Source organism: Microbacterium sp. LRZ72, assembly GCF_033792225.1.
GTDB lineage: Bacteria > Actinomycetota > Actinomycetes > Actinomycetales > Microbacteriaceae > Microbacterium.
The window spans coordinates 320,128-344,657 of the sequence record NZ_JANGEX010000001.1 but is presented as its reverse complement, the minus strand read 5'-3'; the positions used below and the strand labels follow the sequence as shown (position 1 = coordinate 344,657).

Annotated in this window: 24 protein-coding genes and 1 tRNA gene; 19 read left to right on the top strand and 6 right to left on the bottom strand. The window is 69.4% G+C overall.

Features of this window, described 5'->3' with window-relative positions; all coding sequences use genetic code 11:
- The first annotated feature begins 299 nt into the window (after positions 1 to 299).
- From ileS to ndk, 4 genes are read left to right on the top strand one after another with little or no spacing between them, the layout of a single operon-like run.
- The gene (ileS, locus tag M4I32_RS01645) at positions 300 to 3,734 is read left to right on the top strand and encodes an isoleucine--tRNA ligase (protein ID WP_319032743.1); all 3,435 of its coding nucleotides are present in this window, start codon (positions 300 to 302) and stop codon (positions 3,732 to 3,734) included.
- Positions 3,731 to 5,080, top strand: a complete 1,350-nt coding sequence (locus tag M4I32_RS01640) for a folylpolyglutamate synthase/dihydrofolate synthase family protein (RefSeq protein WP_319032742.1) — start codon at positions 3,731 to 3,733, stop codon at positions 5,078 to 5,080. Before ileS ends, M4I32_RS01640 begins: the two co-directional genes overlap by 4 nt.
- A complete protein-coding gene (locus tag M4I32_RS01635) occupies positions 5,077 to 5,454 on the top strand; it encodes a DUF4233 domain-containing protein (RefSeq protein ID WP_319032741.1) in 378 nt (125 codons plus the stop codon). Before M4I32_RS01640 ends, M4I32_RS01635 begins: the two co-directional genes overlap by 4 nt.
- Before the next feature lies 1 nt (position 5,455).
- Positions 5,456 to 5,872, top strand: a complete 417-nt coding sequence (gene ndk, locus M4I32_RS01630; RefSeq protein ID WP_319032740.1) for a nucleoside-diphosphate kinase — start codon at positions 5,456 to 5,458, stop codon at positions 5,870 to 5,872.
- 6 nt (positions 5,873 to 5,878) lie between these two features.
- Here ndk and M4I32_RS01625 read toward each other — a convergent pair whose 3' ends face one another.
- Complete coding sequence (locus tag M4I32_RS01625) at positions 5,879 to 6,481, bottom strand: vitamin K epoxide reductase family protein (protein WP_319032739.1); 603 nt, start codon at positions 6,479 to 6,481, stop codon at positions 5,879 to 5,881.
- Positions 6,482 to 6,760: 279 nt separating this feature from the next.
- Between M4I32_RS01625 and M4I32_RS01620 the strand changes: the two genes are divergently transcribed.
- The gene (locus M4I32_RS01620; protein ID WP_319032738.1) at positions 6,761 to 9,244 is read left to right on the top strand and encodes an Rne/Rng family ribonuclease; all 2,484 of its coding nucleotides are present in this window, start codon (positions 6,761 to 6,763) and stop codon (positions 9,242 to 9,244) included.
- On the opposite strand, the gene M4I32_RS01615 is transcribed toward M4I32_RS01620, so the two are convergent.
- Entirely contained in the window at positions 9,245 to 9,520 is a 276-nt protein-coding gene (locus tag M4I32_RS01615; RefSeq protein WP_319032737.1) for a DUF4031 domain-containing protein, read from the bottom strand.
- Between the two features lie 254 nt (positions 9,521 to 9,774).
- On the opposite strand from M4I32_RS01615, the gene rplU reads away from it, so the two are divergent.
- From rplU to M4I32_RS01565, 10 genes are all read left to right on the top strand, one after another.
- Complete coding sequence (rplU, locus tag M4I32_RS01610; RefSeq protein ID WP_319032736.1) at positions 9,775 to 10,083, top strand: 50S ribosomal protein L21; 309 nt, start codon at positions 9,775 to 9,777, stop codon at positions 10,081 to 10,083.
- A gap of 18 nt (positions 10,084 to 10,101) precedes the next feature.
- A complete protein-coding gene (gene rpmA, locus M4I32_RS01605; protein ID WP_319032735.1) occupies positions 10,102 to 10,356 on the top strand; it encodes a 50S ribosomal protein L27 in 255 nt (84 codons plus the stop codon).
- Positions 10,357 to 10,460: 104 nt separating this feature from the next.
- A complete protein-coding gene (gene obgE / locus M4I32_RS01600) occupies positions 10,461 to 11,963 on the top strand; it encodes a GTPase ObgE (protein ID WP_319032734.1) in 1,503 nt (500 codons plus the stop codon).
- Entirely contained in the window at positions 11,960 to 12,796 is an 837-nt protein-coding gene (gene proB / locus M4I32_RS01595) for a glutamate 5-kinase (protein WP_319032733.1), read from the top strand. Before obgE ends, proB begins: the two co-directional genes overlap by 4 nt.
- Positions 12,797 to 12,805: 9 nt before the next feature.
- Entirely contained in the window at positions 12,806 to 14,065 is a 1,260-nt protein-coding gene (locus tag M4I32_RS01590; protein ID WP_319032732.1) for a glutamate-5-semialdehyde dehydrogenase, read from the top strand.
- A gap of 45 nt (positions 14,066 to 14,110) precedes the next feature.
- On the top strand, positions 14,111 to 14,335 hold the full coding sequence (locus tag M4I32_RS01585) for a hypothetical protein (RefSeq protein ID WP_319032731.1): 225 nt from the start codon (positions 14,111 to 14,113) through the stop codon (positions 14,333 to 14,335).
- A 7-nt stretch (positions 14,336 to 14,342) separates the two neighbouring features.
- Positions 14,343 to 14,942, top strand: a complete 600-nt coding sequence (gene nadD / locus M4I32_RS01580; protein WP_319032730.1) for a nicotinate-nucleotide adenylyltransferase — start codon at positions 14,343 to 14,345, stop codon at positions 14,940 to 14,942.
- Positions 14,939 to 15,937, top strand: a complete 999-nt coding sequence (locus M4I32_RS01575) for a hypothetical protein (protein ID WP_319032729.1) — start codon at positions 14,939 to 14,941, stop codon at positions 15,935 to 15,937. Before nadD ends, M4I32_RS01575 begins: the two co-directional genes overlap by 4 nt.
- On the top strand, positions 15,934 to 16,311 hold the full coding sequence (gene rsfS / locus M4I32_RS01570; protein ID WP_319032728.1) for a ribosome silencing factor: 378 nt from the start codon (positions 15,934 to 15,936) through the stop codon (positions 16,309 to 16,311). The genes M4I32_RS01575 and rsfS overlap by 4 nt, the downstream gene beginning before the upstream one ends.
- Positions 16,312 to 16,392: 81 nt before the next feature.
- Positions 16,393 to 16,465: transfer RNA gene (locus M4I32_RS01565), tRNA-Ala, on the top strand.
- Between the two features lie 194 nt (positions 16,466 to 16,659).
- Here M4I32_RS01565 and thpD read toward each other — a convergent pair.
- The 4 genes from thpD to ectA form a co-directional block, all read right to left on the bottom strand.
- Positions 16,660 to 17,553, bottom strand: a complete 894-nt coding sequence (thpD, locus tag M4I32_RS01560; RefSeq protein WP_319032727.1) for an ectoine hydroxylase — start codon at positions 17,551 to 17,553, stop codon at positions 16,660 to 16,662.
- Between the two features lie 26 nt (positions 17,554 to 17,579).
- On the bottom strand, positions 17,580 to 17,987 hold the full coding sequence (locus tag M4I32_RS01555; RefSeq protein WP_319032726.1) for an ectoine synthase: 408 nt from the start codon (positions 17,985 to 17,987) through the stop codon (positions 17,580 to 17,582).
- Complete coding sequence (gene ectB / locus M4I32_RS01550; protein WP_319032725.1) at positions 17,984 to 19,276, bottom strand: diaminobutyrate--2-oxoglutarate transaminase; 1,293 nt, start codon at positions 19,274 to 19,276, stop codon at positions 17,984 to 17,986. Before ectB ends, M4I32_RS01555 begins: the two co-directional genes overlap by 4 nt.
- Positions 19,277 to 19,348: 72 nt before the next feature.
- Positions 19,349 to 19,924, bottom strand: coding sequence for a diaminobutyrate acetyltransferase (ectA, locus tag M4I32_RS01545; protein ID WP_319032724.1), 576 nt, complete (start codon positions 19,922 to 19,924; stop codon positions 19,349 to 19,351).
- A gap of 138 nt (positions 19,925 to 20,062) precedes the next feature.
- Between ectA and M4I32_RS01540 the strand changes: the two genes are divergently transcribed.
- Genes M4I32_RS01540 through M4I32_RS01525 form a run of 4 tightly spaced genes read left to right on the top strand, consistent with a single transcriptional unit; the run spans position 20,063 to position 24,528 of the window.
- The gene (locus tag M4I32_RS01540; RefSeq protein WP_319032723.1) at positions 20,063 to 20,599 is read left to right on the top strand and encodes a hypothetical protein; all 537 of its coding nucleotides are present in this window, start codon (positions 20,063 to 20,065) and stop codon (positions 20,597 to 20,599) included.
- Complete coding sequence (locus M4I32_RS01535; RefSeq protein WP_319032722.1) at positions 20,596 to 22,122, top strand: polysaccharide deacetylase family protein; 1,527 nt, start codon at positions 20,596 to 20,598, stop codon at positions 22,120 to 22,122. The genes M4I32_RS01540 and M4I32_RS01535 overlap by 4 nt, the downstream gene beginning before the upstream one ends.
- A gap of 42 nt (positions 22,123 to 22,164) precedes the next feature.
- On the top strand, positions 22,165 to 23,289 hold the full coding sequence (locus M4I32_RS01530) for a putative zinc-binding metallopeptidase (protein WP_319032721.1): 1,125 nt from the start codon (positions 22,165 to 22,167) through the stop codon (positions 23,287 to 23,289).
- A 9-nt stretch (positions 23,290 to 23,298) separates the two neighbouring features.
- The gene (locus tag M4I32_RS01525) at positions 23,299 to 24,528 is read left to right on the top strand and encodes a glycoside hydrolase family 3 N-terminal domain-containing protein (RefSeq protein WP_319032720.1); all 1,230 of its coding nucleotides are present in this window, start codon (positions 23,299 to 23,301) and stop codon (positions 24,526 to 24,528) included.
- Positions 24,529 to 24,530: the final 2 nt, after the last annotated feature.

Here is a 24,530-nt window from a genome sequence, read left to right as displayed (position 1 = left end):
AACCGACGCTCCGGTCCTCGTCCGGGCAGAAGACCTCGGCCGAGCAGCGGCGGATGCCGCGGCATCCACAGCCGCACCGGGCCGCTAGAATCGAAAGCAACAGCGTCGATCCGGCCATCACCGGGGAGCCTTCGGAAGAACGGGGCCACGGCCCTCACTAGAACCGAGCGGGGCAGGCCCGTCACAGCCGCAGAGCAGAGGGGATGCCCCCGCCGGTCGGGTGCGCATCAAGCGGGGTGGTACCGCGGTCCGTGAGGATCGTCCCCGCCAGAGACCACCGACAGCATCTGCGAGCGAACATGACCTACCCCCGCCCCTCGGCCTTCGGGCCCGCCGCCGAGAGCGATGCGGATGCCGCAGCCCCGGCATCCGTGACGCCCTCCCCGCGCTTCCCCGAGATCGAGCGCGACGTGCTGGCCTTCTGGGAGCGCGATGACACGTTCCGCACGAGCATCGCCCAGCGCGAGGGCGCCGAGGAGTGGGTCTTCTACGACGGCCCGCCGTTCGCGAACGGCCTGCCCCACTACGGCCACCTGCTCACGGGCTACGCGAAGGACCTGTTCCCCCGCTTCCAGACGATGCGCGGCAAGAAGGTCGATCGGGTGTTCGGATGGGATACCCACGGCCTGCCCGCCGAGCTCGAGGCCATGAAGCAGCTCGGGATCACCGAGAAGGCCGAGATCGAGACGATGGGCGTCGACACCTTCAACGCGAAGGCGCGCGAGTCGGTGCTGGCCTACACCCGCGAGTGGGAGGACTACGTCACCCGTCAGGCGCGCTGGGTCGACTTCGAGCGGGGATACAAGACGCTCGACACGTCGTACATGGAGAGCGTGCTCTGGGCGTTCAAGACCCTCTACGACAAGGGCCTGGCCTACGAGGGCTACCGCGTGCTGCCCTACTGCTGGCGTGACGAGACGCCGCTGTCGACCCACGAGCTGCGCATGGACGACGACGTCTACAAGACGCGTCAGGACCCGTCCGTGACCGTCACGTTCCCCCTCGTCGGCGCAAAGGCCGAAGCCCTGGGGCTCACCGCCGTGCGGGCGCTGGCGTGGACGACGACGCCGTGGACGCTGCCCACGAACATGGCGCTGGCGGTGGGTCCCGACATCCGCTACGTCGTGCTGCCCGCCGGACCCGCCGGCGCCGCCGACGTGCACCACGCTCCCGACGGCACGGCCGATGACGCCGTCGAGGCCAGCGCGCACCGCTACCTGCTGGCTGAGGATCTGCTCGCCGGCTATGCGAAGGATCTGGGCTACGCCTCGGCCGACGAGGCGCGCGCCGCGGTCGACGCGACGATCGCAGGCGCGGAGCTCGAGAACGTCTCGTACGACCGGCTCTTCGACTACTACGCGGATGCCGAGACCTACGGCACCGAGAACGCCTGGCGCATCCTCGTCGACGACTACGTCACGACGACCGACGGCACCGGGATCGTGCACCAGGCCCCGGCCTACGGCGAGGACGACAAGCGCGTGAGCGAGGCGGCCGGCATCCCGACGATCCTGAGCCTCGACGACGGCGGACGTTTCCTCCCGGCCGTGACGGATGTCGCCGGCGAGCTGTGGATGGAGGCGAACACGCCGCTCATCCGGCTGCTGCGCCAGGGCGGCCGACTCCTGCGCATGGCGAGCTACGAGCACGCGTACCCGCACTGCTGGCGGTGCCGCAATCCGCTCATCTACAAGGCCGTGTCGAGCTGGTTCGTGCGGGTGACCGACTTTCGCGAACGGCTCGTCGAGCTGAACGAGCAGATCACGTGGGTGCCCGACAACGTCAAGCACGGCCAGTTCGGCAAGTGGGTCGAGGGCGCACGGGACTGGTCGATCAGCCGCAACCGCTACTGGGGCTCGCCCATCCCGGTCTGGAAGAGCGACGACCCCGAGCACCCCCGCGTCGATGCGTACGGATCGCTCGCGGACATCGAGCGCGACTTCGGGCGTCTGCCGCAGAACGAGTCGGGCGAGGTCGATCTGCATCGTCCCTACATCGACGAGCTGACCCGGCCCAACCCCGACGACCCCACGGGGCGGAGCACGATGCGACGCATCGAGGACGTGCTCGACGTCTGGTTCGACTCGGGTTCGATGCCGTTCGCGCAGGTGCACTACCCGTTCGAGAACCGCGAGTGGTTCGACACGCACGCCCCGGCCGACTTCATCGTCGAGTACATCGGGCAGACCCGCGGGTGGTTCTACGTGATGCACGTGCTCTCGGGCGCCCTGTTCGATCGGCCCGCCTACACCGGTGTGTCGTGCCACGGCATCGTGCTCGGCAGCGACGGCCAGAAGATGTCGAAGTCGCTGCAGAACTACCCCGACGTCAGCGAAGTGTTCGACCGCGACGGATCCGACGCGATGCGCTGGTTCCTGATGTCGAGTTCCGTGCTGCGCGGCGGCAACCTGGTCGTCACCGAGGAGGGCATCCGCGCCGGTGTGCGCGAGTTCCTCCTGCCGCTGTGGAACTCGTGGTACTTCTTCGCGACGTATTCGAACGCCGCTCGCGCCGGCGGCGACGACGCCGGGTCCGGCTATGAAGCCTCGTGGCGCACCGATTCGACCGACGTGCTCGACCGCTACATCCTCGCGCTCACGGGCGACCTCGTGCGCGAGGTGGCCCGCGACCTCGACGCGCTCGACTCGACGATGGCAGCGGCCAAGCTGCGCGACTTCGCCGAGGCGCTGACGAACTGGTACATCCGCCGCTCCCGCGACCGCTTCTGGCGCGGGGTCGACGACGACCCGCGCAGCCGCGAGGCCTTCGACACGCTCTACACGGTGCTCGAGACTCTCGCTCGCGTGGCCGCGCCCCTCATCCCGATCGTGTCCGAGCGGGTGTGGCAGGGGCTCACGGGCGGCCGCAGCGTGCACCTGCAGGACTGGCCCGACGCCGACGCGTTCCCGTCGGCCTCCGACATCCGCAGCGCGATGGACACGGTGCGCGAGGTCACGAACGTCGCCAACGCTCTGCGCAAGAAGGAGGGCAGGCGGGTGCGGCTGCCTCTTCCCGCGCTGACCATCGTGGTGTCGGATGCCGCCGGCCTGGCCCAGTTCGACGGCATCATCCGCGACGAGCTGAACGTCAAGCGCGTCGATCTGGTCGAGCTGCGTGAGGGAGCGGCCGCCGACTACGGCATCAGCCATCGCCTGAGCGTCAACGCCCGCGCCGCAGGACCGCGGCTCGGCAAGCAGGTGCAGCAGGTGATCGCAGCCGCCCGGTCCGGCGAGTGGACGCAGGAGGACGGTGTCGTGACGGCCGGCGGCATCGAGCTGCAGCCGGGGGAGTACGAGCTCGTTCTCGAGACCACCGGTCGGCCCGAGGGTGAGGCGCTCGCGCTTCTGCCGGGCGGCGGGTTCGTGCTGCTCGACACGGTCACCTCCGCCGAGCTCGAGGCCGAGGGGATCGCGCGCGATGTCATCCGCGCCGTACAGGACACGCGCAAGGCGGCGGGCTTCGACGTCAGCGACCGCATCGAGCTGCGGATCGTGTTCGACGACCAGCAAGACGCGGATGCCGTGGCCGCGGCGTTCGACGTCGCGGATGTCGCCGGCGAGACGCTCGCCGTCGAGTACCGACTCGGTACGGTCGGCGACACCCTGCGAGCATCGAGCCGATCGCACCTGGCCGGTGCCGCGGCATCCGAGCACGAGGCCGGATTCGCCGCCGGCATGTATGCCAACCGCGGTGCGTTCACCGTGGCCGTGGCGAGAACGGAGGAGGCGTCGTGAGCAGCGATCAGCAACGGGCAGACGCGGTCTACGACGCGCTGCTGCAGCGCCAGGGGGAGCAGTGGGTGCAGCCGCGGGTCGATCGCACCCGCCGCGTGCTCGACCTGCTGGGCGATCCACAGCGCGCATACCGCGTCGTGCATATAACGGGCACGAACGGCAAGACGTCGACCAGTCGCATCATCGAGAGCCTGCTTCGGTCGTTCGGGCTGAGCACGGGCACGTTCACGAGTCCGCACCTGGAGCGGTTCACCGAGCGCATCCTGCTCGACGGCGAACCGGTCTCGGATGCGGCCATCGCAGATGCGTGGGACGAGGTGGCTCCCATCGTCGAGATCGTCGATGCCGAGCTCGCCGAGCGGGGCGACGCCGCACTGACCTTCTTCGAACTGCTCACGGTGCTGGCCTTCGTCGTCTGCGCGGACGCCCCCGTGGACATCCTCGTGCTCGAGGTCGGCATGGGGGGATCGTGGGACTCCACCAATGCCGCGGACGGCGACGTGGCGGTGTTCACGCCGATCGACCTCGATCACGCCGATCGTCTCGGTTCGACGATTCGCGAGATCGCCGGCGTGAAGTCGGGCATCATCAAGGAGGGTGCCGCGGTCGTCTCGGCGGCGCAGCACCCGGATGCCGCGGCGGTGCTCGCCAAGGCCGCAGCGGAACACGGGGCGACGATCGCATTCGAAGGCGAGCAGTTCGCCCTGGCCTCCGACCGACTGGCGATCGGCGGTCAGCTCATCTCGGTGCGGGGACTCGCCGGAACCTACACCGACGAGTACCTGCCGCTCTACGGGGCGCACCAGGGACGCAACGCCGCCCTCGCGATCGCCGCCGTGGAGTCGCTCATCGGCGGGGCCACCCAGAAGATCGCGGGCGAGGTGCTCAGCGAAGGTCTCGCGGCGGTCGCGTCCCCGGGGCGCCTGCAGCTGATCGGCACCCACCCGACCGTGCTCGTGGATGCCGCGCACAACCCCCACGGCGCCCGGGCACTCGCCGAGGCGCTCGGCTCGGCATTCGCATTCGACGAATGGGCGCTCGTGCTCGGCGTCCTGGGCGACAAGGACGCCGCCGGCATCGTGCAGCAGATCGCCCCCATCGCGAGCGAGATCTTCGTGACGTCGCCCGATTCCGACCGCGCGGACGACCCGGAGCACCTCGCCGATCTGATCGAGGCGACCGGGGCTCGCGCGAGCGTGCACCGCGACCTCGAGGACGCGGTGGAATCCGCGCGCGCCTGGGCGGCGGCATCCGATTCGCGTGCGGTGATCGTGACCGGTTCGGTCGTGCTCGCCGGCGAGGCGATCGTGCTGGCGCAGCGCGCGGGATGGAAGGACCAGGCGTGAGCGCGCCGCGCACGCGTCGCTCCCTGACGGCGCAGCTCGCCGCCATCGTGCTCGTCTTCGAATCCGTCGTCGTGTTCCTCGGCGGCCTCGTCGCCTACGGCCTGCGCGTGCTTCCCGAGTCCGTCGCTCCCTGGTGGGGCATCGTCGGCGGTGCCGTCCTGGGCGTCGTGATGATCGCCACGGGCGGCGTGGCACACACCCGCGCCGGTATCGTCATCGGATGGGCGCTGCAGGGGCTCGTCGCACTCTCGGCCTTCCTTGTACCGGGGATGCTGCTGGTGGCCCTCGTCTTCGGGGGCATGTGGGCGTACGCCACGATTCAAGGACCCCGTATCGAAAGGCGTGCGCGTGACGCGGCGCCGGAAGGAGAATGACATGGCCACCGAAGAGACCCTGATCCTCATCAAGCCCGACGGCGTCGCGCGCGGGCTGACCGGCGAGATCCTCGGGCGCATCGAGCGCAAGGGGTACGTCCTCGCGGATATGAAGCTCGTCCAGCCCGATCGTGCGCTTCTGGAGCGGCACTACGCCGAGCACGCCGGCAAGCCGTTCTTCGAGCCGCTGATCGAGTTCATGCTGTCGGGCCCGTCCGTCGCCGTGCGTGCCACGGGGAACCGCGTGATCGAGGGGTTCCGCTCGCTCGCGGGAACGACCGAGCCGACCACGGCAGCGCCGGGGACCATCCGTGGCGATCTGGGACGTGACTGGGGCCTGAAGGTGCAGCAGAACCTGGTGCATGGCTCCGACAGCCCCGAGTCGGCCGCGCAGGAGCTGGAGATCTGGTTCGGCTAGCGGGAGTCAGAACAGGTTCGCGAGCACGTCGAGCCGCACCTGGGCGATCACGGCGACGATCGCGTAGCTGACGACGGCCAGCAGCGGCAACCAGCCCATCAACGACCCCGCCGCACGACGGACGGGGGCGGGGGCGGGCAGGATGCCGGAGCGCAGCACGTGCAGCGACACGGCGTAGAAGCTGGGAATCGTGACGACCCAGGTCACCATGCACCACGGACACAGCGTGCCGAGGACGAAGATGCTCTGGGTGATGAGCCAGACGACGAACACGAAGGCGCCCAGCATCCCGGCGGCGAATGCGATCCAGAACCAGCGCGCGAAACGGGCGCCGGCGAGGATCGCGGTGCCGACGACGAGCGGCGCGACCCACGCCGCGAGACCGACGAGCGGGTTGGGGAACCCGAAGACGCTGCCCTGCCACGACTCCAGGTTGGCCCGGCACTGCACGAGGATGCTGAAGTCGCACGAGAGCGATGCACCCGGATCGGCGAGCAGGGCGAACCGCTCGATCGTCAGCGAGAAAGCCGCCGACCAGCCCACGATGGCAGCGAGAATCAACCAGATGGCGAGTCCCGTCGGACGGGTATGGGTGCGCGATGAGGGCATTCCCGGATTATCGCATCGGCGCCTGCGCACGGCCTTCGGGCCCGGCTCGAATCGCGCGTGTTCCCACGCGAAGGCGCGTATGGTGCGATAATGACTGGCGATGCTCCGCGCGGCCGCGCCGCGCCCGGCATCGACTGAAGACTTCGGGCGATGATCGCCCACTGCAGCATGAGCCACGAGCCTGCTGCCGACCGAGTGGATGAGCGGGACCGCAACGCGGCACCGCACGAGATTTCGCCGGGCGACGCGCGGCTGTCGCCCGCAGGGAGTGCGCCAGCGATGGCTGATGGAAACAATGACAACGACCGAAACGACCTGCACGACACGGCACCGGTGACGGTGCCCGACGGCGGTGGGAGCGACCCGCACGCCGAACAGCCCGATCACTCGCCGAACGCGGGTGACGAGCGGTCCGGCGAGCAGATGACTCCGCCGGCCTCGCCTGCCGGCGACGAGCAGGCGTCCGCCTCCGGTGCCCCGGACGCCTCGAGCGACCGGCCCGCCGCGGGCGAGAAGCCCGACCCGGCCGACCAGGGGGATGCGGCTGATCAGCCCCAGGACAGCCAGACGCCCGCGACCGAAGACGGGCCCGCGGGAACGGGCGGCGGACCGCTGACCGCTGCGGCGCTGGGACTGATCCCCGAGAACTTCGTCTCACAGGTCTCGACGCAGCTGCACTTCTACGCCCCCGAGCTGCCCCCGCTCCCCGCGCGCCAGGACGACGACGATCAGGACGACCGGGCCGAGGGCACTCGGCGCCGCGACGGCGCGAGCGAGCAGGGCTCGTCCGGTCGCTCTCGGCGGCGCAACCGCCGCCGGTCGGGCGACAGCGCCGGCGGTGACGCGGATTCCGCCGACGACAACGCCGGCTCGCGCAAGGCGCGTGCCGTCGAGGCCATCACCGAGCCCCAGCGTGTCAAGGGCTCCACTCGCCTCGAAGCCAAGAAGCAGCGCCGCAGGGACGGGCGCGAGGCCGGCCGGCGTCGCACCGTCGTGACCGAGGCCGAGTTCCTCGCCCGTCGCGAGGGGGTCGACCGGCTGATGGTCGTGCGCTCCAAGGGTGGGCGCACCCAGATCGCGGTGCTCGAGGACGACGTGCTCGTCGAGCACTACGTGGCCCGCAACCAGGACGCCTCGCTGATCGGCAACGTCTACGTCGGGCGGGTGCAGAACGTGCTCCCGAGCATGGAGGCGGCGTTCGTCGACATCGGTCGCGGCCGCAACGCGGTGCTCTACTCGGGTGAGGTCGACTGGGACGGCGTCGAGACGGGCAACCAACCGCGCCGTATCGAGCTGGCGCTGAAATCCGGCGACAGGGTGCTGGTGCAGGTGACGAAGGACCCGGTCGGCCACAAGGGCGCGCGCCTCACGAGCCAGATCTCCCTGCCCGGCCGCTACCTCGTGTACGTGCCCGGCGGCGCCATGAACGGCATCTCCCGCAAACTGCCCGACACGGAGCGCACACGCCTGAAGCGCATCCTCAAGGAGGTGCTGCCGGAATCGTCCGGCGTCATCGTCCGGACCGCCGCCGAGGGGGCTACCGAGGATCAGCTCACGCGGGACGTCAACCGGCTCACCACCCAGTGGGATCACATCAGCTCGCAGGTCGACAAGGTGCAGGCCCCGTCGATGCTGCACTCCGAGCCCGACCTGCTCGTCAAGATCGTTCGTGACGTCTTCAACGAGGACTTCACGAAGATGCTCATCCAGGGCGACGACGCCTACGGAACCATTCAGGGATATCTCGAGGCGGTCGCACCGGATCTGCTCGAGCGCGTCGAGCGCTTCGAGGGCGAGCACGACCCGTTCGACGAGTACCGCATCACCGAGCAGATCGAGAAGGCGCTCGATCGCAAGGTCTGGCTTCCCTCGGGCGGCTCCCTCGTCATCGACCGCACCGAGGCCATGACCGTCGTCGACGTGAACACCGGCAAGTTCGTCGGGTCGGGCGGAAACCTCGAAGAGACGGTCACGAAGAACAACCTCGAGGCCGCCGAAGAGATCGTGCGCCAGCTGCGCCTTCGCGACATCGGGGGCATCATCGTCGTCGACTTCATCGACATGGTGCTCGAGACCAACCGTGATCTCGTGCTGCGCCGTCTCGTCGAATGCCTGAGTCGTGACCGCACGAAGCACCAGGTCGCCGAGGTCACCTCGCTGGGCCTGGTGCAGATGACGCGCAAGAAGCTCGGCTTGGGCCTGCTCGAGACGTTCAGCGAGGCGTGTGAGACGTGCGCCGGCCGGGGCCTCATCGTCCATCACGACCCGGTCGTCAAGCACCGCTCCTCCGGATCGAACTCTGGCTCGGGGCGCCGCTCGCGCGGATCCTCCGGGTCGAACCAGCAGCCGGCCGCGGCCCCGTCCGGGGGCACCCACGTGATCACCGAGGGGGTCAAGACAGCGCTGGCTCAGATCGCCGCGTCCACACTCGGCTCCGGGCAGGATGCGCCGGCGGAACAGGCTCAGGCGGCGCCCGCACCAGCGGCGACGGTCGACGAGCTCATCACGCTTCCTGAGGGACCGCGCACCAGCCCCCCGGAGAACGATGAAGAGCGCCCCAAGAAGCGGCGCAAGCGCGGCGAACAGCGGACCGAGTCACGCCCGTCGACGCCCAAGAGCGAGAAGGAGCAGCTGCTCGACTCGGTTCTCCAGGCGCTTCCCGAGCCGAAGGCTCCGGGGGAGGGGCGTGCCACCCGGCGTCGTGTCTCGACCGGCGTCGTGACGGGCACGCCCGTCGTCATGTCGACCTCGACCGAGGACTGATCAGGCCGGCGCGCGCCGCTCCCGTGCCGAGATGCGCAACCCGGATCGCCGCAGTGCGAGCACGAGTTCCCGCCCCGACACGGGGTGGGCACCCGCTGCCGTCAGCCGGGACACGGCATCCTCCGGCACGTCGTAGTGGTCCAGATCGAAGGCCCGTGCCGGGATGTCGTTGGCTGCGGCGAACCGATGCAGCTCGACCAGCGATTCGTCGCTGATCAGGTGCGCCCACAGCCTGCCGTGTGCGGGCCAGCGCGGGGTGTCGATCAGGATGGCCATGGGTGGCCAGTCTATGACCGGGCTCATCCCGGCGCCCGATGAGCGCAGCGACGTCGACGGAGGTCGACACGCGCCGGTCGCTTTGCCGAAGAATCGATTGATCCGGTACAGTAGACCCTTGGTGCGTCGATTGCCACTCCGCGTGGCACGCTGACCGTCACAGGTCCGCACCGATCCTTCGAGTCCAGGCTCAAGAAGGCGAAGTCTTTCCGTGACATCCGGAGCGTCCAGCTCCCCAGAGAAACAGGTGTGAAGTGGTTTACGCAGTAGTGCGCGCCGGAGGCCGCCAGGAGAAGGTCGAGGTGGGTTCGATCGTCGTGCTCGACCGCCTGAAGGCCGCCGCGGGCGAGAAGGTCCAGCTGCCCGCCGTGCTGCTCGTCGATGGCGACACCGTCACGACCGACGCCGACAAGCTCGCCAAGGTGAGCGTGACGGCCGAGGTCGTCGGCAACTCGCGCGGCCCCAAGATCGTCATCCAGAAGTTCAAGAACAAGACCGGCTACAAGAAGCGCCAGGGGCACCGCCAGGACCTCACGCGCGTCAAGGTCACCGGAATCAAGTAGGCGCAGGGAGATCCAGAGATGGCACATAAGAAGGGCGCAAGCTCCACCCGGAACGGCCGCGATTCCAACGCACAGAGGCTCGGCGTCAAGCGCTTCGGCGGCCAGGTCGTCAGCGCCGGCGAGATCATCGTGCGCCAGCGCGGCACGCACTTCCACCCGGGCTCGAACGTGGGGCGCGGGGGAGACGACACGCTGTTCGCTCTCGAGGCGGGCTCCGTCGAATTCGGCCGCAAGGGTGGCCGCAAGGTCGTCAACATCGTCGCCGCCTCCTGAGGCGCGACGTCGTCACGACGACGACCATCCGCGCAGGCGGACATGCTTTCGTGAGGGGGCGGGCTTCGGCTCGCCCCCTCACGCTTACGTAGGAGGGGTGCACAATGGTCACCTTCGTGGACCGGGTGACGCTTCATCTGACCGGCGGCAGGGGCGGCAACGGGTGCGTCTCGGTGCGGCGTGAGAAGTTCAAGCCCCTCGCGGGCCCCGATGGCGCCAACGGCGGCAACGGAGGCGACGTCGTGCTTGTCGCGGACCCGCAGGTGACGACCCTGCTGTCCTTCCACCATTCCCCGCACCGGTCCGGCGGCAACGGCGGATTCGGCATGGGGGACATGCGCCAGGGTGCAGCGGGCGAGAGCCTCGAGCTGCCGGTGCCCCTCGGCACGGTGGTGAAGGATCCCGGTGGCGCTGTGCTCGCCGATCTCATCGAGCCGGGCATGCGCTTCATCGCCGCGCCCGGGGGGCAGGGCGGACTCGGCAATGCTGCCCTGTCCTCGCCCAAGCGCAAGGCTCCCGGGTTCGCGCTGCTCGGCACGCCCGGCTGGGAAGGCGACGTCGTCCTCGAACTGAAGACGGTTGCCGACGTGGCGCTCGTCGGCTTTCCGTCGGCGGGCAAGTCGAGTCTCATCGCGGCCATCTCGGCCGCACGGCCCAAGATCGCCGAGTATCCGTTCACGACACTGCATCCCAATCTGGGCGTCGTCGAGGCCGGGGACGCACGCTACACGGTCGCTGATGTACCCGGACTGATCGAGGGAGCGAGCGAAGGGCGCGGTCTCGGGCTCGAATTCCTGCGGCATGTGGAACGGTGCAGCGCACTCGTGCACGTTCTGGACTGCGCGACACTCGATCCCGGCCGCGATCCGCTGAGCGACCTCGAGACGATCGAGGCGGAGCTGCGGGCGTATCCGGTCCCAGAGGGCCAGACACCGCTGTTGGAACGGCCCGCGCTGGTTGCGCTGAACAAGCTGGACGTGCCTGAGGCGCGGGAGCTCGCCGACATGATCCGCCCCGATCTCGAAGCGCGTGGCTACCGCGTCTTCGACATCTCGGCCGTGAGCCGCGATGGGCTGCGTCCACTGACGTTCGCTCTGGGCGAGATCGTCTTGGCGCATCGTGCCGAGGTCGCCGCCCGCGTTCCCGAAGAGAAGATCGTCATCCGTCCCAAGTCGGCGGACCGCGACTTCATCGTGCGCGTCGAGGGCGGCACGTACGGCAACATCTACCGGATCATCGGGCAGAAGCCCGAGCGCTGGGTGATGCAGACCGACTTCCAGAACGAGGAGGCCGTGGGGTACCTGGCCGATCGCCTCGACCGGATCGGCATCGAGGACGAGCTCTTCCGGATGGGAGCGACGCCGGGCGCCACCGTCGTGATCGGCGAGGGCGATGGCGTGGTGTTCGACTGGCAGCCGTCCCTTTCGTCCGCCGCCGAGCTGATGACCGCTCCCCGCGGCACCGACCCGCGTCTGGCGCAGAACCCCCGGCGCACGACGTCGGAGCGACGCGAGGGCTACCGAGATCGCATGGACGCGAAGGCCGCGGCACGGGCGGAGCTCGAGGAGGCCCGGCTCGCTCGCCGCACCGACGAGGAGGACGAGTGACAGTCACCGAGCGCGGTCAGCTCGCGTCGGCGCGGCGCGTCGTCGTGAAGATCGGCTCGTCCTCGATCAGCGGGGACGGGGCAGCCCGCATCGACGCGCTCGTCGAGGCCCTGGCCGAAGCGCACGCGCGTGGCACCGAAGTCGTGCTGGTCTCGTCCGGTGCAATCGCGACGGCGCTGCCGTTCCTCGACCTCGACGGTCGTCCGGACGACCTGGCGACCCAGCAGGCAGCAGCGGCGGTCGGGCAGAACGTGCTGATGTGGCGCTATCAGACGAGCCTCGACCGGTTCCACCTCCTCGCCGGGCAAGTGCTCCTCACCGCGGGCGACCTCGAGAACCCCACCCACCGCTCCAACGCCCGCCGAGCCATGGAGCGTCTGCTGGGCCTGCGGATCCTGCCGATCGTCAACGAGAACGACACCGTGGCCACCCACGAGATCCGCTTCGGCGACAACGACCGCCTCGCCGCGCTCGTCGCCGGCCTGATCGGCGCGGACGCCCTCGTGCTGCTGAGCGACATCGAGAGCCTGTACACCCGCCCGCCGGGGGATCCGCAGGCGCGCCCGATCGACCGCGTCGAATTCGGTGACGACCTCTCGGGGTACACGTTCGGATCCGTGGTGGTCAACAGTGTCGGTACCGGCGGCGCCGCCACAAAGGCGTCCGCGGCGCGTCTGGCCGCCGATTCCGGCGTCGGCGTTCTCGTCACCAGCGCCGATCTCGTCTCCCAAGCCCTGTCCGGAGCCGAGATCGGCACCTGGTTCGCGCCCAACCCCGATTCGACGGGACGGTGGCCGCAGACGGGGCCGATCCGCTCGCGACCCCGCGGCTAGACTGAGCCGATGAGCACCACCGTGGCCACCGCGCGCGACAAGATGGCCGCCGCGAAGGACGCTTCGCGGCGCATAGCGCTGCTGAACGATGCGGAGAAGTCCTCGCTGCTCGAGGCGATCGCCGTCGCCCTCGAGAGCGCGGCATCCGTCATCGTGCAGGCGAACGCCGACGACCTCGAACGCGGCCGGCTGAGCGGCCTGTCCGAGGCACTGCAGGATCGGCTCCGTCTCGATGAGACCCGCGTGGCCGGGCTGGCCGCCGCAGTGCGCGAGATCGCGCAGCTGCCCGATCCCGTCGGACGCGTGCTCGATGAGCGCATCCTGCCCAGCGGAGTGCGGCTGCAGCAGGTGAGCGTGCCGTTCGGAGTCGTCGGCGCGATCTACGAGGCGCGGCCCAACGTGACGGTCGACATCGCCGCTCTCGCGCTGCGCTCGGGCAATGCGGTGGTCCTGCGCGGCGGCTCGGCCGCTGAGCGGACGAACGCCGCGCTCGTCGACGCGATGCGTCATGCGCTGTCGCAAGCGGGAACGGACCCCGAGGCGATCCAGACGATCGACGAGTTCGGACGGGAGGGGGCCCGCGAGCTCATGAACGCGCGCGGGCTGATCGATGTGCTCGTGCCGCGCGGCAGCGCACAGCTCATCGAGACGGTGGTGACCCAGTCGACCGTGCCCGTCATCGAGACCGGCGCCGGCGTCGTGCACATCGTGCTCGACGAGACCGCCCCGCTCGAGTGGTCGCGCGAGATCGTGGTGAACGCCAAGGTGCAGCGGCCGAGCGTGTGCAATGCCGTCGAGACCGTGCTGGTGGTCCGCTCCGCGGCGGAGCGCCTTCTTCCCGACGTCGCTGCGGCGCTCACCGAATCGGGCGTCACGATCCACGGTGACGAGAGCGTGCGTTCCCTGGTCCCCGGTGCGCAGCCGGCCACCGAGGACGACTGGGGGCACGAGTACCTCAGCCTCGACATCGCGGTCCGTGTCGTTGACGACCTGGATGCCGCGCTCGCCCACATCCGCCACTACTCGACAAAGCACACCGAGTCGATCATCACGAGAGACGCCGTGAACGCAGAGCGGTTCCTCGCCGAGGTCGATGCGGCTGTCGTGATGGCCAACGCCTCCACGCGCTTCACCGACGGCGGTGAGTTCGGCTTCGGTGCAGAGGTGGGCATCTCGACGCAGAAGCTGCACGCGCGCGGTCCGATGGGGCTGTCGGCGCTGACGAGCACCAAATGGCTTGCGCGCGGCGACGGGCAGACCCGTGCCTGACTGCCTAGACTGGAACCGCGTACCACCCGAGAAACGGAGCCTTTGATGAGTCTTGCCACGACCCTGCTTGCCGCCGCCGAAGAGGCGCACCACGGCAACGTCGCGTTGGAGACCGTCATCTTCGGCATCATCGCCGTCGCCGTCTTCGCGGTGCTCGGCCTGATCACGTTCTCGTATCGCGACGTCGCCAACCGCCACGCCGGCAAGGCGGATGCGTTCTCGCAGAGGCACGGGTCGGACCTCGAGCATCGGGCGGGTCACGGCCACTAGGTCGCGCATGGCGGACGCAGGAGAACGGCCCCGCATCGGGGTGATGGGTGGGACCTTCGATCCCATTCATCACGGACACCTGGTCGCCGCCAGCGAAGTCGCCCAGCACCTCGGTCTCGACGAGGTGGTCTTCGTGCCGACCGGCAGGCCATGGCAGAAGTCCGAGGTCACCGACAGCGAGCATCGTTACCTCATGACGGTGATCGCGACCGCATCCAATCCACGATTCACCGTCAGCCGCGTCGACATCGATCGGGACGGCCCGACCTACACGATAGACACCCTGCGGGATCTGCAGCGTCAGCGCCCCGGCTCCGACCTCGTCTTCATCTCGGGTGCGGATGCCGTGGCGCAGATTCTCAGCTGGCGTGACCATGATGAGCTGTGGCGCCTGGCCCATTTCGTCGCGGTCAGCAGACCGGGGCACGTGCTCGACATCGCCGGACTGCCGAGCGAGAACGTGAGCCGCCTCGAGATCCCCGCCCTGGCGATCTCGTCGACCGACTGCCGCGAACGGGTCGAGCGCGGACATCCGGTGTGGTACCTCGTCCCCGACGGCGTCGTGCAGTACATCAACAAGCATCACCTCTATCGGAGCCACGCATGAGCACACCCGAGCAGCCGCTGACCAGAAAGCAGCTCCGCGAGATGCAGCGCACCGGACAGGTGCCTGTCTCGGAGCCACCCGCCGACGACCCGAACGTCGCCGACGCCTCACGCGATCGCGCAGATGCCGTCAAGGCGCCCCGCGAGGCGCCCGTCGCGGACGAGCAGGTCGATCTCGACTCCGCGCCCCTGACCCGGCGCCGCGCGCGTGAACAGGAGCGCATCCGCACCGCATCCGTGCCGGTCATCGGTGCCGACACTTACACCGCATTCGTCGCGCCCGCGGAACGGGCAGAAGAACGGGCGCAAGAAGAACGCGCCGAAGAGCGCCGCGACCCCGCGGGGGAGGAGCCTTCGCCGGCACGCGCCGATGAGGCGGAAGACCGCGGCGAGGACGACTCGACCGAGCCCGGCCGCGGCACGCGCCCGAAAGAGGCGGAGGCGGCATCCGGCTCGGCACAGGACGCCGAGTCGGGCACGCAAGAACCGGTCGTCACCGTGGGACCGCAGTTCGGCGCGGCGCTCCTCGCCGGCGACAAGGCCGGCGCCCCGCTGCCCCCGTCCTTCGACGAGCTGATCGCCCGCAACGCGACCACGACCGGCGCGATGGCCGCACCCAGTGCGCTGATCCTGTCGCAGACGCCGAACGTGCCGCCCCTGTCGGGGCCGATCAGCGCGACCGGCGAAGTCCTCATCACCGGTTCATACAACCTTCCCGCCGGGCTCGGCTCGGCCGGCGGCGACCCGCGGGCCACCGATGGCGGCGAGATCGACGCGGTGCTGATCGACGGCGAGCTGCCCGCGGCATCCTCACCCACGCCCATCGCCGCGAGCGCGGCGGTGAGCACCGTGCGCGGCAGTGGCGACATCATCCGTCCCCCCGCACCGGAGAAGGGCAGCAAGCTGCTCTTCACCCTCGCGATCACGGCCGGTGCGCTGGCCGTCGCCCTCGTCGGCGTGCTCATTGTGGCCGTCGTGAACGGAGTCTTCTGGTGACCGACGCATTGACGCCCCGCGAGCTGGTGGACATCGCCGCCGCGGCTGCCGATTCCAAGGGCGGCGAGGACTTTGTCGCCCTCGACGTATCGGGCCCATTGCCCCTCGTCGACGCCTTCCTGCTTGTCACCGGTCGCAACGAGCGCAACGTGGGCGCGATCTCGGACGAGATCGAGACGCGCATGCACGAGGCGGGCATCAAGCGGATTCGCCGTGAGGGCCGCGCAGAGGGCCGCTGGGTGCTGCTGGACTTCGGCGACCTCGTCGTTCACGTCTTCCATGAGCAGGAGCGCATCTTCTACGGTCTTGAGCGCCTGTGGAAGGACTGTCCGGTCATTCCCATCGACCTGCCTCAGCACTCGGCACCCGAGTGAACGCCGCGCCCGCGTTCGTCGGCGCGGTGCTCATGTAGTAGGCTGGGGGAGTTGTTTCGGCGAAGCCGCAGCAATAAATCTGGGCCTGTGGCGCAGCTGGTAGCGCACCTGCATGGCATGCAGGGGGTCAGGGGTTCGAGTCCCCTCAGGTCCACCGATTTTTCCTCTTCACCGCGATGTACCGTCGCGCAGGATGTCTCGCGTCGGGTGCGCATCCGCTCGTCGCTCGCCCCTCTTCGGCACTCGGGAGAGGGCAGGCCAGGCCGGTCAGCGGTGCATCCCCGGGACGCGAAAGAGCCCCCGGCATCCGCGGGAACGGATGGCGGGGGCCCTCGCCGAACGTTCGCCTCAGGAAAGCGGCGTGAAGTCGCGGTTCGCGATATACGTCGGGCGTGGCTCACGCGCGGCGAACGGCTCCACCAGCGCGTTCTCGACGCTGTTGAACACCATGAAGACGTTCGACCGCGGGTACGGCGTGATGTTGTTGCCTGAACCGTGCATGATGTTCGAGTCGAACCACAGCGCAGAACCGGCCTTGCCGGTGAACTGCTCGATGCCGTGGCGCTCGGCCATGACGGTCACGGCGGCCTGCGACGGGACCCCGACCTCCTGCTCCTTGAGCGAGGACTCGTGGTTGTTGTCGGGCGTCTCGCCGACGCTCGGCACGTAGGTGCGATGCGAGCCCGGCATCACCATCAGCCCCCCGTTGAACGGGTAGTTGTCGGTGAGCGCAATGGAGCAGCTGACGGCTCGGGGAGCGGGCATGCCGTCCTCGGCGTGCCACGTCTCGAAGTCCGAGTGCCAGTAGAAGCCCGACCCCTTGAACCCGGGCATGTAGTTCACCCGGGTCTGGTGCAGGTAGACGTCCGAGCCGAGCAGCTGACGCGCACGGTCGAGCAGTCGGGGATCACGCGCCAGCGCAGCGAGCTGCTCGCTGAACGCCTGCACCTCGAACACCGAACGCACCTCGCCGGTCTTCTTCTCGGTGATCAGGCGGGGATCGGACTGCAGGGCCGGATCACTCGACATCCGAGTCAGTTCCGCGTTGTACGCGGCGACCTCGTCGGCCGAGATGAAGTCGTCGAGGATGCTGAATCCCCGCTCCTCGTGCGCCTGCAGATCGACGGCGTCGAAGGGTCCGTCACCCGCTGAGCCCCACACCGTGGGATGCGGACGCTGCACGGGGTCGTGGGCCGTCGCGAGCCGCGTGGGGTATTGGTCGGTCACCTGTTCCATGGTCATGACTGTGTCCTTCCTTGGGGCGTGCTCTAGGCAGCACCCTCCTCTTCTTCTTCAACGACGAGCGGGTAGACCCCGTTCTCGTCGTGCACCTCTCGGCCCGTCACGGGCGGGTTGAACACGCATACCGTCTTCATGCGGGTCCGAGGGCGCAGCTGGTGGCGGTCATGGTCGTTGAGCAGGTAGAGCGAACCCGGCGCGAGGGCGTGGACGTCGCCCGTCGCCAGGTCCGTGATCTCGCCCTCGCCCTCGACGATGAAGACCGCTTCGATGTGGTTGGCGTACCAGAAGTCGTTGATCGTGCCGGGCTCGAGAATCGTCTCGTGCACCGAGAAGCCCACCTTGTCGCGGGCCAGGACGATCCGACGGCTGCGCCAGTTCTCCGTGACGATGTCGGCATCGGTGCCGGTGATCTCATCGATCGTGCGAACGATCATGATGCCACCAGCTCCGTCTCCTGCGCGCTCGGCGTCGGCGCGCCGAGAACGGCCGCCACGGACTCTTCGATGATCGCCAGGCCGCGCTCGAGGTCGGCCTGCTCGATGGTGAGCGGGGGCAGGATCTTCAGCACCTCGCTCTCGGGACCCGACGTCTCGACGAGCAGCCCGCGCGAGAACGCCTCGCCGGCGATCTTGTCGGCGACACCGTCTGCCGGGATGTAGAGGCCGCGCGCAAGGCCACGTCCCCGGGCGACCAGCTCGTGGTCGGGGTAGCCGGCCGCGATGCGGTCGAAGCACTCGCCCGCGATCTCGCCCTTGGCCAGAACGGCCTTCTCGAGCGTGTCATCGCTCCAGTACTCACGGAACGCCGCGGAGGCCGTGACGAACGCGGGGCTGATCCCGCGGAACGTGCCGTTGTGCTCGCCGGGCTCCCAGATGTCGAGATCGGGGCGCACGAGCGTCAGCGCCATCGGGATGCCGTAGCCGCTGATCGACTTCGACAGGCAGATGATGTCGGGCTTGATACCCGCCTCTTCGAAGCTGAAGAACGTACCGGTGCGGCCGCAGCCCATCTGGATGTCGTCGACGATGAGCAGAATGTCGTGCCGGCGGCAGAGGTCCTGCAGGGCGCGCAGCCAGTCGACGCGGGCGGAGTTGATGCCGCCCTCGCCCTGGAGCGTCTCGACGATCACCGCGGCGGGGCGGTTGAGGCCGCTGCCGCTGTCGCCGAGCAGCCGCTCCAGGTACTGGAAGTCGGGGTTGGTGCCGTCGAAGTAGCCGTCGTAGGGCATGGGCGTCGCGTGCACCAGGGGGATCCCGGCGCCGCCGCGCTTCATCGAGTTGCCCGTGACCGACAGCGCACCGAGCGTCATGCCGTGGAAGGCATTCGTGAAGCTGACGATCGCCTCGCGGCCGGTCACCTTGCGGGCGAGCTTGAGCGCGGCCTCGACGGAGTTGGCTCCACCCGGGCCGGGGAATACGACGCGGTAGTCGAGGTCACGCGGTTCGAGGATGTGCGACGAGAACGTCTCGAGGAACTCCCGGCGTGCCGTCGTGAACATGTCCAGCGAGTGCACGATGCGATCGCTGGCGAGGTAGTCGATGAGCTTCTCTTTGAGTACGGGGTTGTTGTGCCCGTAGTTGAGTGCGCCGGCGCCGGCGAAGAAGTCGAGGTACTCCCGGTCTTGTTCGTCCCACACGCGGCTTCCGGATGCCCGGTCGAACACGACCGGCCAGGAGCGCGAATAGCTGCGGACTTGGGATTCGAGTTTGTCGAAGATAGACATGCGATCCTCTGGTGGTGAGGCGGCGCTGGACGCCGCGGCGGACACGTCGTTCGGGTGACGTGATGAAGGTGGTCAGGAATCAGCCGGACGCGCGCTGGTCGGGCTGTCGCGGGCATGGAGCGGGCCGATCGTGTAGAGCGGCTCGGCATCGTGCCCGTCGGGAAAGTGCTCGGCCTCGAAGAGGGGGCTCTTCGAGATGGGCGTGTTGCCCCAGCGCTCCGCGAAGGAGTGGAAGAGACGCAGGGACGCCGCGTTGTCATCGGTCACAGTGGTCTCGACGGTGTCGATCTCACCCGCTTCGACGAGGTCGGCGACCACGTCGTCGAGCATGCGGGCAGCCAGGCCGTGCCCGCGGAAAGCTGTGTCCACGGCAATCTGCCAGACGAACAGCGTCGAGGGACGCAGCGGCACGATCATGCCCAGGAGGAATCCTGCGGGCTCGGAATCGATGGTGGCGATCCGGCATGCCCGGGCGTGGTCCCTGCAGTGGAGCAGGTACGCATACGACGAATTCAGGTCGAGCGACCCGGAGTCGCGGGCGATCTTCCACATGGCCGCACCGTCGGTCATGCGCGGTGCGGTGATCAGTGTTTTGTTGCGCGGTCGTGCGTTGTCGGAATGGTCGGCGGTCTCGGCGACATACGGCATCGTGGGTCAAATGTTACCCGGAGGTTTCGATCAGGGCCAGGTGAGTTCTCAGCTGATTCCCAGACAACGGCGTGTCGACCGCCCGCGGATGCGGCGTGGGGGACCGGCTGCGGGGCCCGGATCTGAGACGATTCCGGGGTGAATCGGGGGAGATCTCTGCGTGTGCTGGGAATCATCCTGCTCATCTGCGTCTGCTCGTCGATCGTCGGCGCCGTCGTCGTGCTCGTGGTGCCGCAGGTGTGGGCGTCGGCGTCGACGACGGTCTCGGACCACGAGACGATCGTCTCGCTCGACAGCGGGCAGACCACGGTCGAGGTGCCGGTGCCCGCCGGCTGGGCGCTGCGTCCGGAAGGCAGCACACGCGCCGTGCTCACGATGCCCGACGGTGAACATCGCGTCACGTTCGCGCTGCAGGGCGACGCGGGGGCAGTGGAGACCGTCCGCGACGTCGCCTCCGGAGCGCCGGGGACATGGAGCGAAGAAGCGCTGGGCTCCGGCGTGGTGCTGCACCACACGCGCACGGATGCGGGGGAGCGTGCGGGCGTCGTCATCGGTCCGCGGGGCGCGGTCGCCTTCGTGCTCGCGCGTCTCGCTCCCGATGGAAGGCTCATCGCGGGCGTCGAGGCGGATGCCGAGCTGGCGAAGCTTCTCGCGGCGATCGAGATGGCTCAGTGAGCTCGCGCGCGCGGATTCTGCCGCTTCTGGTCGTCGCGGCGATGCTCGCACTGACGGCGTGCGCCCCCGATACCGATCCCGACTGGGAACCGGAGGGCTGGGACGTCACCGGACGCGTCGTCACGGAGCTGCCCGCCCCCACCGCCGCGTCGATGCCCACGCTGACGGGGGAGCGACTGCGCAACGACGAGGTCGGCGTGAGTGCGCGGTGGGCCACGCTGCCGCGGCATCCGGAATTCAACGACGCGGTCGAAAGCGAGGTGCGCGCCGCGATCGCCCGGCAGGAGGAGACCTCGGGCGTGGCCTACCAGCCCGTCGCGCAGGCGGTGGGCGCCGGGCTCGATGAGCGAGGGTGTGCGCCGGAGGCGACCACCCAGCCGGCGAGCGCGCTGCTCGGAGAGGGACTCAGAGAGCGCACCGTGGTCGTCTGCGAGATCGTCTTCGCCGCGGGTGATGTGCTCGGCGAACGGCTGCGGATCGTGCAGGGCAGGGCGGATGAGGTCACGGGCGACGAGGTCGTCACCGTGTACGCCGACACCGCGACCGGACGGATCGCGCGCAGCGCCGACCTCGTCGGCGACGCCCCCGCATTGTGGAACGACATCGTCGAGGTCCTGCGACGCGAGGCCGGTGCCCTCGGCACGGGCCCCATCGAAGCTCCCTCCGAGACCGACCTCGCGGCACTCCACGCTGCTCTCGCGGACGCGGTCTTCGCGGGCGAGGAGCTGGTGCTCCCACTGCCCGCCGGCTTCACCGCCGTGGAACTGGAGGGACTTGCCGCGTGGCGACCGCCGGGCCCTGACAATCCGGTCGGAGTCGCCCTTCCGCGTGCGGTCTACGAGCCGCTGCTGACCGACAGTGGCCGCCTGATCGCCGCAGCCCACGGCTCCTACACCGGACCGCAGGCATCCGGCCCCGCCCCGGCGCCCTGCGATCTGGTTCCGTGCATGGCGATGACCCTCGACGACGGTCCCGGCTCGCTGACGCCGGCCATCCTCGATGCGCTGCACGCCCGGTCTTCGTCGGCGACCTTCTACATGCTGGGCGAGAACGCGAGGCGCAACCCCGACCTCGTGCGGAGGGTCGCGGACGAGGGGCACGAGATCGGCAACCACACCTGGAACCACCCGACGCTGACGAAGATGACCGATGACGAGATCCTCGCCGAAGTGCGCGACACGGGCGCGCTGCTGCGTGGGCTGTCGGGGCAGCCGGTTGCAACGTTCCGGCCGCCCTACGGCGAGGTCGACGACCGCGTGCTCGACCTTGTCGCCATGCCGGCCGTGCTCTGGAGCGTCGACACCCGCGACTGGGCCGGCCCGGGCGACGCGGAGCTCATCGCGGCCACGGTGCAGGCGCCGCGAGCCGGCAGCATCGTGCTGATGCACGACATCCAGGCCGCCACCGCCCGAGCATTCCCCGCGATACTCGACGGACTGCGCGACCGCGGCTTCAGCCTGGTCACCGTCGACGCCCTGTTCGACGGCCGGGTGCCTGCGGGGATCGTGCGAAGCGCGCCCTGAGGCCGCGTCTCGTGGCATCGGAACGCCAGTACGGTGAGCAGTATGAGCTCCACCCCCCGCTGTCCGCACTGCCGACACTTCGTGTACCTGAGCCTGCTGCAGTGCCCGCACTGCGGTGCAGAGCTGGGATTCAACCTGATCGACCGCGAGTTCTACGGGCTGCGCGACGGTCACACGAGCATCGAGGGGGTCACCTGGTACGCGTGCTCGAACCGCACGTGGGGCTGCAACTGGCTGGTGCGCGGCGAGACGCCCGCCGGGCAGTGCTTCTCCTGCCGTCTGACTCGTCGTCGCCCCGCGGTCGACGACACGATCGCACTCGAGAAGTGGGGCAAGACCGAGGAGGCCAAGCGCCGGCTGCTGCTTCAGCTCGGTGAGCTGGGACTGCCGATCGTGCCCTGGTCGGTCCGCAAGGGCGGACTCGGGTTCGACCTGCTGTCGAGCCTGTCGGGCGGTGAACGTGTCGTGATCGGCCACGTCAACGGCATCATCACGATCGATCTGGCCGAGAGCCTCGACGACCGCCGCGAGGCGCTCCGAGTCAGACTCGGCGAGCCGTACCGCACGATCCTCGGTCACCTGCGGCACGAGGTGGGCCACTACTTTCAGAACGTGCTGCTGACCGACGATGTGGCGTGGTCGAAATGCCGTGAGATCTTCGGCGACGAACGCGCCAGCTACAAGGACGCGCTCGCCCGCCACTACTCCCAGGGAGCCCCCGCGGAGTGGCCCGAGTCGTTCATCTCGGAGTACGCCACGATGCATCCCTGGGAGGACTTCGCCGAGACGTTCGCCCATTACCTGCACATCACGGGCACACTCGCGACGGCGGCGGCCATCGGCATCCATCTGGATGCGGGTGTCACCAACATGCGCGACACCGACGTCGTGCCGCTGCAGAGTTACCGGGACGAGCCGATCCAGCGCCTGCTCGCCGACTGGGACTGGATGAGCCAGGGCTTCAACCGCATCAATCGCTCGATGGGATTCGGCGATCTCTACCCGTTCACGCTGGTCGGCCCGGTGCGCCGCAAACTCGGCTTCGTGCACGACATGGTCACACGGGCTCCGCTCACGCTCGACGAGCAGGTGGCGCAGGCTCAGGAACAGTCACGGGACCCCGCGCTGGCGGCGGCGCCCGACGAGCCCGGCACCGGCGCGGCGTAGCCTGGGCGCATGCCACGCCGACGTCGGATGCCGCGGGCACGCCGCGCTGCCGTGCTGGGGGCGGCGATCTGCGCCCTCGTACTCCCGGCCGCCGCCTCCGACGCAGCGCGCGCCGTCGCACACGCCGACGTGGCTGATACCCACGACGGTGGCGCGGTGCGGGTCGTCGCCGGCGAGGATGCCGATCGCGTCGCCCACGCCCGACGCCTCGTCGCCGCGATGACGGTGCCCGAGCGAGCCGCCAGCGTCGTGATGGCGCACACGCCCACCGCCTCGCCCCAGACGGCGCGCGCCTTCATGGCCGAAACCGGCGTGGGCGGCTTCATCGTGATGGGGGCCAACGTCGGGGGATCGGCGCAAGAGCTGCGCAGCTTCGCCGAGGCGCTCACGGTGGATGCCGCGCTGCCGCCGTTGGTCGCGGTCGACCAGGAGGGCGGCGATGTCAGCCGCCTGCCGTGGGACGAGTTCCCGTCGGCGCGCACGCTCAAGAGCGCTCCGCCGGGCGCCGCGGACGAGGCGTTCACCGGTCGCGGTGCGCTCGTCGAGGGATCGGGCATCGGCATCAACTTCGGCGTCGTGGCCGACTACACCGACGACCCCGGTTCGTTCATCTACCACCGCGCGCTCGGCACCGATCCGGCCGGTTCCGCGGAGCGCGTGAGCGCGGCGGTCGCAGGCGAGGCGCGCTTCGCCGCATCCACCCTCAAGCACTTTCCCGGCCATGGAGCCGCGCCCGGCGATTCGCACGTCCGCATCCCGAGCTCCGACATGACCCTGGCCCAGTGGCGCGCGAGCGAAGCGCTCCCGTTCGCGGCGGGGATCGACGCCGGCGCACCCCTGGTCATGTTCGGTCACCTCGCCTACACCGCCGTCGATGACGCCCCCGCATCCCTCTCCGCCGCCTGGCACGACATCCTGCGCGGCGAGCTCGGCTTCACGGGCGTCGCCATCACCGACGACATGGCGATGCTCGAGGCGTCCGGGCTGCCGCGCTACCAGGATCCGGTGGCCAACGCCGTGCGCGCGCTGGCGGCGGGAAACGATGTCGTGCTCGGCGTCGCATACTCGACGCCCCAGCAGGCGCGGACGGTGGTCACCGGAATCGCCGACGCGGTCGAGGCGGATGAGCTCGACGCCGCCAGGCTGCACGAGGCCGCCGCGCGGGCGGCCGATCTTCGACTGGCGCTCGGTGGCGCCGGCGGTGCGGCGCTGTGCGCCGGCTGCGAACCGGTCGGCTGACC